Genomic DNA, 13,385 nt, shown 5'->3' on the forward strand with positions numbered 1-13,385 from the left:
ATAAAAAATGACAGAACCTGATGATATCCTGCTTATTGATTTCGCGGGCCTTGCGTGAATTTCCGGTATTCGACAGGGGTTGTATTATTCTTCTTTTTGAATGCAGTGAAGAAGTATTCCTGATTTTCGAAGCCCATCATGTAGGCAATCTCTTTTACAGGTATCATTGTGTTTGTAAGCAACTCTTTCGACTTCTGTATTTTCAGTTCCTGGATATATTGTGACGGTGCGAAGCCCGTATACTCCTTAAAAATTTTCCGGAAGTTGGAATAACTCATATTCAGCTGGTCGGCTATGTCCTGGGGTTTTATATTTTTAAAGTTTTCAAGGATAATGATCTTAGCCTTATTGATTTGGTTGACAGATTCCGAACTTTCGAAAAGATAGTTTTTATCTAAAGAATATGCCAGGCCCAGCAAGTGGTTCACAATTCCGGCAAGCATCTGCTGAAATCCTGATTTCTGTTCAATTGCAATCTGTATCGCCTGTTTATATAACTGTACAACTTCATTATTCAGCCCTACATTGTATATAGGTTTTTCTTTATTGAAGAAGCCGTTATTTACGCGGCTATCGATATTGATCCCCTTAAATCCTATCCAGTATTCGTCCCATCCTGTTTGTTTATCAGGCATATAATTGTGCCATTCACCCGGATAAAGGAGGAACATATCACCCTCGTTTATCGGATGCGTTTCTTTCTTTTCCGATATATCGGATATATAAGAGCCTTTCCCCTTGGTGATATATAAAAGCTGATATTCATCTAAAATGCGGCCTCTGTCTGTAGAAAACAAGTATCTGGTAGGATGATTGCCCGGAGGGTAGGGCATATTAGGTTCTATACTCTGATAACCTACCGAGTTTACAGTCAGTCCCCATAGCAAGTCCGTTTCATTTACTATCAAATATTTTAAATGAATAGAGTCTTTCATTTTTATGGTATATTGGTCTGGTATATTGAGCGCAATGTAGCGAAAATATTTTAAAATATGGTATTAATTAATTATGTTGTAAATCGTTAATCTCTATATGTTTAAAGTCTTCACATCATATCCTATGAACAATCCGCTTTCGATAACTCCCGTTATTGATTTAATGTCACGTTCCAGGGAACTTTCTATTGAGTCGAACCATGCATCGAGGATAAAGTTTCCGTTTTCTGTGATAACAGGCCCGTCTTTTCCTTTTGCCATTCTTAGTGATATCTCGCGTGCGCCTAAAGCTCCAAGTTCTTTCTCCGCATAGAGCAGTGAAATTGGAAATACCTCGACAGGAACGGGGAATTTAGAACCTAATTGTGTTACGAACTTGGATTCATCCACGATGATATAAGTTTCGGAACTGTTGCAGATTAATAGCTTTTCCTTAAACATGGCTCCGCCTCTGCCTTTTATCAGGTTCCGTTCGGGGTCGACTTCATCTGCTCCGTCGAAAGTCCAGTCGGGCTTTTTGTCTAAAAGTGTAGTTTGGGGAATTCCCAATTGGATGCAGGTCATGGATATCTCCAGAGAAGAGGGGATAACCTGTATATGTAGGCTGTCTTTTTTTATTCTTTCGGCGATGGCGATCAGAGCCAGATAAACGGTAGAACCTGAGCCAACTCCGATTATCTGCCCATCTTTCATCTTAGCTGCGATCTCCTTCGCAACCTTCTCTTTTCCTTCTTTATTGATAATGGTATCCGACCATTTCAATGAATCGATGATATTCTTTCCCCATTCCATAGCCCTTCTTTCTTCGCAGAGTTTATCTCTGCATTTCCCTCAGTTTTATTTTGGTCAGTACCTGTTTGGTATTTAGAGGGAAGTCTGCGTCCATCATCCAGGCATAAAAACTTGGTTCTTTTTTCAAAACTTCGGCTACAGATTTTCCCTTGTGCTTACCGAAGTTGAAAATCTCAATTCCATTTTCGTCTTTAATGATGCGTCCTGCCAGATCGACATTGTTGTTGAAGAAGGAGAATTCTTCCGCCAGTTTTTCCATATCGTTTGCCAGATCGGGATATTTGTCCAGTTGGGCTTTCAGCACTTCGAATGTGGCTAATGTATCGGCTTCGGCGGAGTGCGCATCGGTAAGTTCCTTATCACAATAGAATTTGTAGGCAGCTTCAAGTGTCCGTTGTTCTTTTTTATGGAAGATGATTTGTACATCGATCATCTTCCGCTTGCTGAAGTCGATATCTACTCCTGCCCGCAGAAACTCTTCTGCGAGAAGCGGTATGTCGAAGCGGCTTGAATTAAACCCTGCCAGGTCGCATCCCTCCATCTGATCGGCAAGAGATTTTGCTATTTGCTTGAAAGTCGGACAATCTTTTACATCCTCATCCGATATGCCGTGTATTGCTGTTGCCCCGGGAGGTATAGGCATTTCGGGGTTGAGTCTTTTGGTCTTGACTTCCTGTTTCCCGTTAGGATACACTTTCAGATACGATATTTCTACTATCCGGTCTTTTACCGTATCGGTACCTGTGGTTTCGAGGTCAAAGAATACGAGCGGGTTTTTGAGGTTTAATTCCATAAGCTTTTAAGAAAAAACTTTATCATTCCCCATTTTTTAGTATCAGAAGAATGATAAAGCCCGTATATTTTGTATTTAATTCTGTCTTTAGTCGTTTAGCATCATAGGCATGAGCAACATCAGCAGGTCTTCGTTCTCCTCATTTTCGGCAGGGATGATTAATCCTGCGCGGGATGGGTCGGAGAGTTCGAGGGAAATGTCTGTTGATGGGACGTTGTTCAAAATTTCAATCAGGAAGCTCGATTTAAATCCGATGTTCATCGGAGAACCAGTATATTCACAAGCGATGGTCTCTTCCGCAGCTGTAGAGAAGTCGATGTCCTGAGCTGTTACTACAATATTCTTATCGGTCAGCTGGAGCTTGATGAGGTTGCTTGCCTGATTAGAGAAGACCGATACGCGTTTTAGGGCATTCAGGAAAGCCTGGCGGTCTAGTATAACCTTATTTGTATTATTCTGGGGAATAACGGAATTATAATTTGGATAACGCCCTTCTATGAAGCGGCAAGTCATTGTATAGCTCGCCATCTTTATATATGCGTTGTTCTCGTCAAATTTGATCTCTACTGTTTCAGCTTCTTTCGGAAGAATGGCCTTTAGTAAGTTAGCTGGCTTTTTCGGCAGGATGAAAGATGCCCTTTCGGCTCCTTTTGCTGATAAGGTTTTGCAACGGACCAGTTTGTGTCCGTCTGATGCTACGAAAGTCAAATCTTCAGGGGTAATATCAAAGAATACGCCGTTCATCACAGGACGAAGTTCATCATCGGCACTGGCAAACAATGTACGGTTGATCCCGGCAAACAGTACCTGTGGTTCGATGGTCAGGCTAACGGCAGTTTCCTTCAGTTCTTTCGGCTGAGGATAGTCATCGCCACTTTGTCCGATAAAATTATATTTACCGTTATGGAAAAATATGAATGTTTCCAGATTGTCGTTGTTTATCTCAAATGTAAGTGGTTGTTCGGGAAGTTCTTTCAACGGGTCCAGCAGGTTCTTTGCATTTACCGCGAACTTTCCGTTACCATCCGCTTCGTTTACTTCGAGGGAAGTGACCAGGCGGGTTTCGGAGTCAGCAGCAGTAAGTGTCAGCGTAGAGCCTTCCAGTTCCAACAAGAAACAATCGAGAATAGGCAACGTGTTTTTTGAGTTGATCACCTTGCTTATCGCTTGCAAGTGACTTAATAAAGCAGTGCTGGAAACAACAAATTTCATATTATCAGTATGTTTTAGATTTTAAATTCCGCATATTATCAATAGAGCAAATGTAGGAATTTTTTCCAGTTATAACAATAGCTTTTTCTATATAACTGATATTTTAATCCGCCAAATACTAATTCTCTGCTGAAAGAGACAATTGCTATAAAAAACAGACTTCTTATTATGTAAAACGGTTCACACTCGATAGAAGCGCTGAATCCTCCGTCCACAGGCAATATAGCTCCGGTAATTTATTAATCGCTAAACAAGCTCAGATCAACAGCTTCCCCCATTCTTTTGTATCCTGCTTCATTAGGATGGAGAAAATCGCCGGAGTGCATCCCCTCCATGATGATATCGGAATTACCGGGTGACCGCATTATCTCGGCAAAGTCGATAACCGAATCAAATTTGCCGCTTTTCCGTATCCAATCATTTACTTTTTTCCATGCTTCCCGACGGAACGGAGTGTCGTAAAATGATTTTGCAAATGGCAATATGGTACAACCATAAACCTTTATTCCTTTTGAATGAGCTTTGTCTATCATCTGCGTATATGCGTCCGTTAATTCTTGAATGCATTCTGAGACTGTTTCTCCGGTTCTGATACCGCCAATGTCATTGATCCCTTCCAAAATAATCAGCCATTTCACACCGCTTTGTGAAAGAATATCCCTGTCGAAGCGCTCTAATGCTGTCGGTCCGAGTCCGCCCCGGACAACGCAATTCCCTCCGATTCCCAGATTCAGAACGCCGCGATCCCTTGTAAAGGAACGATCGTCCAATAACCTTTCTGAAAGAATGTCCGTCCATCGGTTTTGTTTGTCCGTACCCGATCCCCGGCCGTCCGTAACAGAATTGCCCAGAACGGCGACAACGGCTGTTTCCTGTGTCGCCTGTACGTCTATACCCTGGATAATATACCAGTGTTCGATTCTCAAAGTGTCCGTTAAACTTGACATTGAATTATTCCCGCTGAAGAGATAGGAGGTCGTACGTGAACCAGGGTGTCCTGTGAGTGTCGGCGAAGTTTTTCCGAAATAAATGGTAATTGCCGCCCTTGCGTTATTATCGAAATGAAAGGGAACAGGGTCGGAATATATTTCTTCATAAGGCGGTATGGTTACGCTGTCTTTACCTTGAAACGTAAGTTTTTGTTCAGAGGAAACATCTATTTTACCATCTTCTTTTGCAAGGGCGATAGCCCCTGATTTCATCGTTACGGGTTGATTTCCGAATCCGTTGGAAAAACGCAGCCGGACCTTTTCTCCACCTATTGAAACTCTGACGATTTGCCGTAAAATATTGTCACTTAACCCGGGAGAAGGAGGCATATTACCCGGCTCGACCAATTGAGGCGCGGCAGACCATGTTCCGACCCATTTCGGGTTCTCGTTTTGATCTTTTCCTTCCGGTAAAATGACGCGGTAGCGTCCGCTTAAATGCATAAAAGAGAAAAGATGCAATAACCCGTCATAGTACGCGTCGAAATAGCCGTCGCTGTATGGTTTATGTTGCGCATTCCACAATTCATTGATAAATTCTTTCCTGATCCCGTGTGTAGCGGTTATGGATATTGCCGCCGCCGAGGCGACTAATCCCAGTGAATGCCTCAGGGCTTTGTATCCGCCTGCCTGTAACGTGTCTTTAACCGTTGTTCCATCTACATTGTATTGATCCGGGAACCGGTCTGTTCCTTGTTGACACAAGAAATTTTGGATCTTATTTCCGTACTCCCGCTGCCATTCTTTATCAACGCAGGCCCATGAATAATCCAGCGCGATATTCATCGGCACGCGCCACGAATCGAAACGGAAAGCATCGCCTATGACGCGGCCGTTCCCTAAAAGACTACCGTCGTAATTACTGTAATCCGGTGTCAAACCTGTAACAGGATGAACCACCCGATGCAGGTATTCACGGCTTTTGACGGCGCATTCACGCCACAAACCGGCTCTTCCGTCCTTAGCCCAACTCGCCCAAACCTCGTAAAAAGCGGGAATATGATATGAGGGGTCAGTAAAACGTTCGCCTCTTATGTCAGGTACGAAGGTTATCAGCTTGTGATTCATGTTGATAATATTTGTAACGCCATCCGTCCCGTCTTTTTTCATCATACAGTCCAATATGTATTGTGCTTCTTTCAGATAATCAATGCCGGAATCATTACCCCATAGGTTTGATGCGAAAATCAGCGCGGTAATGTAATAAAGCTCGCCGTCAGAAGCAGGGCCTTGCGCGTTCCTGATGCCATTGATCTTACAGCTCCATGCGAAATATCCTTCTAAAGCTCCCGATTGATGTTGCATGTATTTTTTGCTCCATCGCCAGAGGCGGTCAAATATATCTTTACGGCCGAATTGTACGGCAATCATCATTCCGTAGGACATCCCTTCCGTACGGACATCATGGTTCTTGATGTCCGAAATATAAGCCAAAGAATCTTCTGCTTCAAAGTATATTTTGTTTTCCCCTTTAAATAATCCATCGAAAATCCCGTTAATTTTATCATCGATTGCCTGTTCGGAATAGCCACATTCGGCTAACAGATTACGATATTTTCCGGTCTCAAAAGCTCCTTTATCCCAAGGAATGGACAATTCTTGAGCCAATAATCCGGAAAACGAGATCCAGAAAACCAATACAATAACTGATAATTGTTTTTTCTTTATGTTATTCATGGGTTTTAAATTTTGGTTTTGTTGCTTTACACTCCGCTAAAAGCGCTGAATCCTCCGTCTACAGGCAATATAGCTCCCGTAATGAAACTGGCGGTATCACTGCACAGGAACTGTACGGCCCCGTTAAGTTCAGCAATATCACCGAAGCGGCCCATCGGTGTTTTAGCCAGGACTTTCTGGCTGCGGTCTGTCAGCGAACCATCAGGATTAATAAGTACGGCCCTGTTTTGGTCGCCAATGAAAAAACCGGGTGCGATGGCATTAACTCTTATTCCGTCACCGTATTTCAACGCCATCTCAGTAGCCAGCCACTGGGTAAAATTACTGACTGCCGTTTTTGCAGCCGAATAACCCGGCACACGTGTTATAGCTGAATAGGCCGCCATAGAAGAAACATTTACAATACAACCTTTCTTCTGTTCCGCCATTATCTTTCCGAAAACCATTGACGGGAAAACGGTTCCGTTCATATTCAGGTTGGTGACTTTTTCCCACTCTTCGAGAGGCATATCAAAAAAAGCCTGATCCGGAGCTAATGTCCCTCTTGGGGTATTTCCTCCTGCGATATTCAGCAGAATGTCTATACGTCCCCATTTATTGACGATTTCTTTTGCCACATTTTGTAAGCTCTCCATATCGAGGACATTTCCGACGATACCGATCGCTTCTCCCCCTTCTGCAGTCAATTCTTTTACCCGTGCGTCAAGTTGTTCCTTACGGATATCCAAGGCTGCGACTTTTGCTCCCGACTGGATAAAACTCTTCGCAATACTTCCGCCCAGCACTCCTCCGGCTCCTGTGATGACTGCGACTTTCCCTTTTACACTAAATTGTTCGTTCATTTCTTTTTATTATTTAAATGTTTATATTATGCTTTAATTCATCTTTTATAGTCGCTATCACACCATCCATCTGGGCAAGGGCGTACATACGCCCATAAAATGAATAGCCGGGATTATAACCTTTGTCTCCATCGTCGAGCATGAGTCTTCCATGATCTACACGCATAGGTAAAGACGGATTTTCCTTTTCAAAGATGCGGACGAGTTCTATCAGATGGCCTCGGCCTTCAAGATGCGGAGCTTCTATAAAGTCTCCGTTCTGGAAAATATCCGTACTGCGCAGATGGATGAAACGTGTCCGTGATGCAAACTTGCGGGCCAACTCAGGGACATTGTTATGTACACCGGCGCTAAGTGAACCGGCACAGAATGTAAGGCCGTTGTAAGGGTTGTCCACGGCGTTGAGAATCCATTCTATATCCTTTATATCTGTTACAATGCGCGGGAGTCCCAGCATCTGGAACGGGGGATCGTCCGGATGGACGCACATGTTTATATTATATTCTTCGCAGACAGGCATCAACTGCGAAAGAAAGTATTTCATATTCTCCCTTAATGCGTCCCTGCCAATGTTTTTATAGAGCGATAGCAGGTTCTTGAATATTGCGACAGGATTTTTGTCTCCTTCTTTGATATTCCCGTTTATGAAGCCTTGTGTCTTTACAATTATGGTATCTATCAATTGTTCTTTTTCTGCTTTGGTAATTGTCTTATCCAACGCATATACTTTGGCCATCTCCCCGGGAGTGTAGTCCTTTTCAGCTCCCTCCCGGTTAAGGATTAAACAGTCGAAGTAGGCAAAGCGAATCTTATCGAAATACAGGGAAGAAGTACCGTCCGTCCATGGATATTGAAGATCGGTGCGTATCCAGTCGATAACGGGCATGAAATTGTAGCATACCGTATTTATACCTGCTTCTCCCAGATTAGCCAGGCTTTGTATATAATTGGCTATCAACTGATCGGATTCGCTTCCTCCGTATTTTATGGCTTCGCTTACAGGCAGGCTTTCTACTACCGACCAGCGGAGGCCTGCATCCTTAATATAATTCTTCAAATCGTTTATTGCTTCCAATGGCCACACTTCTCCGTTGGGAATGTCGTGCAGGGCCGTTACAATACCTTCAACTCCTATCTGTCTGAGCATAGACAGGGTTATCTTATCTTTTTTACCAAACCATCTCCAGGTCTTTTCCATATAAGTTATATTTAAAGATTTAAAAAATTAAGGGTTTAAAGATTAATTCTTTATTCCTAATTCTTCATCCTTCATTTTAATTATGATGTTTCATTTCCAGTTTTATCTTTTTCAGGTCTTCCAGTTCGTGTACCGGCCGTTCTATATCGTAAGGTACCGGCCGTTTAGAAAAAGTCTGGAAATAAAGCAGGCAGGCATCTTTCCACCATACGGCATCCCGGGCTTGTACCCTCAATTTCGATTGTATTTCCCTGAAGCGTTGCCCATCAACATATTCTTCCATCCTGTCCCACAACTTCTGATAAGCTCTTACCTGCCGTACTCCCGTATCGTATTTATAACAAAGCCCGTCCCACAGCGTTTTCCCGTCTTTCAGCCTGTAATCCCATGGTACATGGTGAAACCATAACAGGAGGTTCTCGGGGCAAAGCGCAATATCATTATAGATGTTATTCAATGGCGGAAAGTATTGTGATACGGCATTACTTCCGCTCATTGTGCGGTCAAAGCCCAGTCCTGTGCTATCTGCATTATGATAATACCAAGGCATCCAGTCGGGACGGGCGCCGGGAACATCTCCCCAGGGCTCAGGTCCGTAATGGTGGCCGAATGCAAATATGTGGTGCAGCCCCAGCGGCATCATGTAGTCTACGGTAGTTTCTCTCGATGACAGCATCATGTCTTTCACCGGATTCATAAAGTCCTTATTATTTGAAAAGGTCATTTTTATCCATTCGTCTGCTATTTGTTCCGAAGTCAATCGGTGATTCCATGCCAGACGTCCGAAGGCGTACCAGTTGGCCTGTGCAAAATGATGCCCGCACCAGTTTGTATCTTCTCCTATATTTGCTACGGCAGATATCGCTGTTACTTTACCGGAACGTAATGTTCCGTCTGTTATCTTTGCAATGGTAGGGCCTTCCCCATCTGAATAGGTATCGCTGTCGAGCGTTTCTTTAAACATTGGCGAAAGATATACCAGATGATTGGAGAATCCGAGGTACTCCTGTGTTATCTGGAACTCAACCATTTCCTGTGTGTCGCGTAATGCTCCGAACAGAGGACTGAACGGTTCGCGTGGCTGAAAATCGACAGGCCCGTTTTTGATCTGTATTATTACATTATCCCGGAATTGTCCGTCCAGTGGTGTAAACTCCGAATATGCCTGTTTTGCTCTATCTTCATTGCTGGGATTGTAGACGAACGCTCGCCACATGACAATACCGCCATAAGGCTTCAGGGCGTCAGCCAGCATATTCGCCCCGTCGGCGTGGGTGCGGCCGTAATCCTGCGGGCCGGGAAGCCCTTCGGAATTGGCTTTGACGAGGAAACCGCCAAAGTCAGGTATCAGTTTGTAAATATCCTTTACTTTATTGTTCCACCATTTATTTACTGCCGGATTAAGCGGATCGGAATCAGATAAGCCTCCGAGTTCTTTTGGAGATGAAAAATTCACGGCAAGATACACTTTAAGCCCGTAGGGACGGAATACATCGGCTAATGCTTTTACTTTTGCCAGATAAGCACCCGTCAGTATTTCCGGCGTAGCATTCACGTTATTTAAGACAGTGGCGTTAATACCTATCGAAGCATTCGCCCGTGCATAAGCGTCGTATCGTGGCGACAGCGTATTGGGCAGTTCGTCCCACTTCCATAGTGAATACCCTGCATAGCCACGTTCTATGGTACGGTCGAGATTGTCCCAATGATTCAATATGCGTACTTTATATTTCGGGTTTTCTACAATATTCAGGTTGTCACTGAAGCTATCGGTCTGAACAAGGCGTAAAAAATGAAAGACTCCGTACAATATTCCTCTTTCTTCTGCAGAAGTAATTACAGTATAATTCCTGTTACCTTTTTTTACGGAACGTATTATAAAACCGTCGTCGGTGAGGTCTTTCAATTCTTTTCCCGTTAACAATGACCTGATGTTTTTACTTTTAGTAGTTCCTATGACAATAGAGCCATCCTGTAATGTTGCCGAAGATATATCCTTTCCTGTAAGTTCTTTCCATGCTGAAGATAATTCACCGGACGCAATGTCGAGTGTTGCAGACCTCTCATCTTTGACAATGGAGCTGAACGTGTTACCCTTTTCTTTTTGCATCCCTGTAAGAGGCTTGTATCTCAGCCATAGCCGGCTGCCGTCTTCTGCAAAAAGTAACAAAGGTAACAGGAATAGTAAAAATAGATAAACGGTATATTTCATGTCTATATAGTCGCTAGGTTATATATTTGTTAAAAGGTAACACATGTAACACATGTAACAGCTTTTTCAGTTAACAGTCAACAGTTATCAGTTAACAACTTGTATCTCGTATCTTGTTTACTTGTAACTCGTAACTGCCCGAAGGGCGAAGTAACTCGTAACTTTCTTAAAAGGTAACAAAGGTTACATTTTTCATTACTTTTTCTGATCAATCTTTAAATTTTAAATACAAAATATCAAAGAGCTGGCTATAGGCCAAAAGCTATTAGCCATACTCTATAGATAAATCATTTCTCCAATCCTTCAATTGTTTTTATGGTTCCGTCCGGATTATATTCCAGCTCTATGACTTTCATACTGCGGAGCCATGTCTTACCTCCCGATGGTACAGAATCGTGATGGAATAAATACCACTTACCCTTGTATTCTACGATACTATGGTGAGTAGTCCACCCGATAACTGGAGTGAGGATTACCCCTTTGTAAGTGAACGGCCCGTAAGGATTATCACCGATGGCATAGCAAAGGAGATGAGTGTCGCCTGTAGAATATGAGAAATAATACTTTCCGTTGTACTTATGCATCCATGAAGCCTCAAAGAAGCGGCGGTCTGTATCCCCCTGTGTTATTGGCTGCCCGTTTTCGTCCAGAATAACCACATCGCGGGGTTCTTCTGCAAACTCCAGCATATCGTTCCTCAAACGTGCGACTTTCCCGCAAATAGCCGGATCGTTATCTGCCGGAAAGGCAGCAGATTCCAACGCTTTATTATTCCGATAGCGTTGAAGCTGCCCGCCCCAGATGCCGCCGAAGTAGATGTAATATTCCCCGTTCTCTTCAAATACGCACGGGTCGATACTGTAACTTCCTTTGATCGGGTTTTCCTGGGGGATGAACGGCCCGTATGGTTTGTCGCTGATGGCTACACCTAGACGGAAGATATCATTTTGATCTTTCAGTGAAAAGTACAGATAATATTTACCGTTTTTGAATGCGACATCACTGTCCCACAACTGGCGTCCCGACCACGGTATATTTTCTGCCGCCAGTACAACGCCATGATCTGTGATAGGCCCGTCCACTTCGTCGAGTGAGAATACATGATAATCTTTCATATTGAAATGGTCACCGTTATCATTTTCGGGAATGCCGCTTTCCCAGTCATGGGACGGATAAATATAGATTTTACCTTCGAATACGTGTGCAGACGGGTCTGCCATATAGTCCTGCGGAAATAAGTATTTTGCTTTTTTCATTGCTGTTGATTTTTTATTAGTGTCGATACTTTCATGATTTCTTTTGTTTTTATTTGGACGATAGTTTACTTATTTCTTATTCAAATGCTTTTCTTCAATTTCCAAATTTATTTTGTCTATTACGTTGTCTTCCAGTTTATATCTTGAAATAATAAACATCGCCAGAATGAGCAGTATTGCTGGTATTACGGCCACCAGCCATAAAATGCCCTGTTGGGCAAGAGCAGATTGCGATACGGCGTTATCTTTGTCAAAACCGACGAATCCCAGGACTATATTGGGGATAAACAGGCCGATAGCCATCCCGAGTTGAAAAACAATTCCGATAATGGCATTTACCGTACCTGAAATACGCCGGCCTGTAGTGTATTCTCCGTAAGTGATTACTTCTGGAACCAGCGCCCACATATAGCCTGTAGCGACAATGATGCCTGTGGATTTAATAAATTGCGCCACCATTATGATCCAGATTTGCGAACGAAGCGCGGGAACTATCGATACAATGTAGAGCAAAGCCATTCCGAGAACAGCGACAGACAGAAATACATAAAACATTTGCTTTTTACCAATCGCCTTTTTAATGGCAGGGACCAACGGCATAAAGATGAATGCCGGCAGAAAGCCTATTCCCTGGAACCAACCCGTGTAATTAGAAGCCTGTACATTGTATGTCATGTAATAAGCCCCCGCCGCATTATATATTGACATCAGCGCAAAAGCCGTGAAAACAAATAATGCCACAATGCGCAACTGGCTGTTCCTGATAAATTCCATCCATAGATCGGAGATTTTTACTTCCGACGTTTTATCGGCTTCCATTACGATACGTTCTTTGCTTTGGGTGAAACAGAAAATCAATAAAGCCAAACCGATTAACGCCAGTATAGTCATGGTGATAAACCATGCATGGGCATCTCCCGAGGTATTGTATGTCCGGGTAGGAGAGAGCGATTGCACGATTGTCGGGATACCGAAAGCCACAGTAAATCCGCCCAGGTTGGCAAGCACCATACGGGTAGAGGTAAGCTTGGTCATTTCATCCCCGTCACGGGTAAGTGAAGCAAACAGTGCTCCGTAAGGCAGACTGACCACCGTGTAGAGCAGGCATAGCCCTATATAAGTGACAAAAGCATACACTGTCGACCCGGGAAAGCCATTCCAAAAACAGAGGACAGCAAATGCCATGAGCGGAACGCCTCCAATAATCAGGTAAGAACGGTACTTTCCCCATTTGGGATTATGCTTATCTACAAATGCGCCCAACGCCATAGACCCGAATATATTTATAACAGGCGGTATAAACACCATTACCGCCACGGTTTCCGGACGTAATCCGACAACAGTGGTATAAAAAATGGAAACATATTGCATCACCGTCTGGAATACCAGATTCTGTGCAAAATCTCCGCTACCGAAACCTATTCGTTGCAGCCACGACAGCTTGTAAAAACCTTTAGTCTCACTTATATTCACGTTCAT

The 13,385-nt window shown here is 43.3% G+C and carries 10 protein-coding genes and 1 pseudogene; all 11 read right to left on the reverse strand.

Annotated features, from left to right (window positions below; translation table 11 throughout):
* Nucleotides 1–32: 32 nt before the first annotated feature.
* Complete coding sequence (locus ACYQ3L_RS05120; protein WP_379994603.1) at nt 33–935, reverse strand: AraC family transcriptional regulator; 903 nt, start codon at nt 933–935, stop codon at nt 33–35.
* 93 nt (nt 936–1,028) lie between these two features.
* Nucleotides 1,029–1,727, reverse strand: a complete 699-nt coding sequence (rpiA, locus tag ACYQ3L_RS05125) for a ribose 5-phosphate isomerase A (protein ID WP_379994602.1) — start codon at nt 1,725–1,727, stop codon at nt 1,029–1,031.
* Nucleotides 1,728–1,749: 22 nt separating this feature from the next.
* On the reverse strand, nt 1,750–2,520 hold the full coding sequence (locus ACYQ3L_RS05130) for an exonuclease domain-containing protein (protein ID WP_379994601.1): 771 nt from the start codon (nt 2,518–2,520) through the stop codon (nt 1,750–1,752).
* 87 nt (nt 2,521–2,607) lie between these two features.
* Nucleotides 2,608–3,732 (reverse strand): DNA polymerase III subunit beta, encoded by a 1,125-nt coding sequence (gene dnaN, locus ACYQ3L_RS05135; protein ID WP_379994600.1) that lies wholly within the window; start codon nt 3,730–3,732, stop codon nt 2,608–2,610.
* A gap of 239 nt (nt 3,733–3,971) precedes the next feature.
* The gene (locus ACYQ3L_RS05140) at nt 3,972–5,051 is read right to left on the reverse strand and encodes an SGNH/GDSL hydrolase family protein (RefSeq protein ID WP_459952465.1); all 1,080 of its coding nucleotides are present in this window, start codon (nt 5,049–5,051) and stop codon (nt 3,972–3,974) included.
* Nucleotides 5,052–5,126: 75 nt separating this feature from the next.
* Nucleotides 5,127–6,398 (reverse strand): annotated as a pseudogene (locus ACYQ3L_RS05145) (family 8 glycosyl hydrolase); the annotation flags it as partial.
* Nucleotides 6,399–6,424: 26 nt separating this feature from the next.
* Nucleotides 6,425–7,240 carry an SDR family oxidoreductase gene (locus ACYQ3L_RS05150; protein ID WP_379994599.1) on the reverse strand — a complete coding sequence of 272 codons (816 nt, stop codon included), beginning with the start codon at nt 7,238–7,240 and terminating at the stop codon, nt 6,425–6,427.
* A 13-nt stretch (nt 7,241–7,253) separates the two neighbouring features.
* Nucleotides 7,254–8,438 (reverse strand): mannonate dehydratase, encoded by a 1,185-nt coding sequence (uxuA, locus tag ACYQ3L_RS05155; RefSeq protein ID WP_379994597.1) that lies wholly within the window; start codon nt 8,436–8,438, stop codon nt 7,254–7,256.
* Between the two features lie 76 nt (nt 8,439–8,514).
* Nucleotides 8,515–10,650: an alpha-glucuronidase family glycosyl hydrolase gene (locus ACYQ3L_RS05160; protein WP_379994596.1), complete on the reverse strand. Its 2,136-nt coding sequence runs from the start codon at nt 10,648–10,650 to the stop codon at nt 8,515–8,517.
* A 287-nt stretch (nt 10,651–10,937) separates the two neighbouring features.
* Nucleotides 10,938–11,906, reverse strand: coding sequence for a glycoside hydrolase family 43 protein (locus ACYQ3L_RS05165; protein WP_379994595.1), 969 nt, complete (start codon nt 11,904–11,906; stop codon nt 10,938–10,940).
* A 69-nt stretch (nt 11,907–11,975) separates the two neighbouring features.
* On the reverse strand, nt 11,976–13,385 hold the full coding sequence (locus ACYQ3L_RS05170) for an MFS transporter (RefSeq protein ID WP_379994594.1): 1,410 nt from the start codon (nt 13,383–13,385) through the stop codon (nt 11,976–11,978).

This window comes from Dysgonomonas termitidis (genome assembly GCF_054657735.1).

Excerpts from the sequence above, each read along its gene's own strand:
- ACYQ3L_RS05120 (WP_379994603.1), bottom strand. The coding sequence starts at position 935 with ATGAAAGACTCTATTCATTTAAAATATTTGATAGTAAATGAAACGGAC.
- ACYQ3L_RS05130 (WP_379994601.1), bottom strand. The coding sequence starts at position 2,520 with ATGGAATTAAACCTCAAAAACCCGCTCGTATTCTTTGACCTCGAAACC.
- ACYQ3L_RS05150 (WP_379994599.1), bottom strand. The coding sequence starts at position 7,240 with ATGAACGAACAATTTAGTGTAAAAGGGAAAGTCGCAGTCATCACAGGA.
- ACYQ3L_RS05140 (WP_459952465.1), bottom strand. The coding sequence starts at position 5,051 with ATGCCTCCTTCTCCCGGGTTAAGTGACAATATTTTACGGCAAATCGTC.
- rpiA (WP_379994602.1), bottom strand. The coding sequence starts at position 1,727 with ATGGAATGGGGAAAGAATATCATCGATTCATTGAAATGGTCGGATACC.
- ACYQ3L_RS05170 (WP_379994594.1), bottom strand. The coding sequence starts at position 13,385 with ATGAACGTGAATATAAGTGAGACTAAAGGTTTTTACAAGCTGTCGTGG.
- dnaN (WP_379994600.1), bottom strand. The coding sequence starts at position 3,732 with ATGAAATTTGTTGTTTCCAGCACTGCTTTATTAAGTCACTTGCAAGCG.
- uxuA (WP_379994597.1), bottom strand. The coding sequence starts at position 8,438 with ATGGAAAAGACCTGGAGATGGTTTGGTAAAAAAGATAAGATAACCCTG.
- ACYQ3L_RS05165 (WP_379994595.1), bottom strand. The coding sequence starts at position 11,906 with ATGAAAAAAGCAAAATACTTATTTCCGCAGGACTATATGGCAGACCCG.
- ACYQ3L_RS05160 (WP_379994596.1), bottom strand. The coding sequence starts at position 10,650 with ATGAAATATACCGTTTATCTATTTTTACTATTCCTGTTACCTTTGTTA.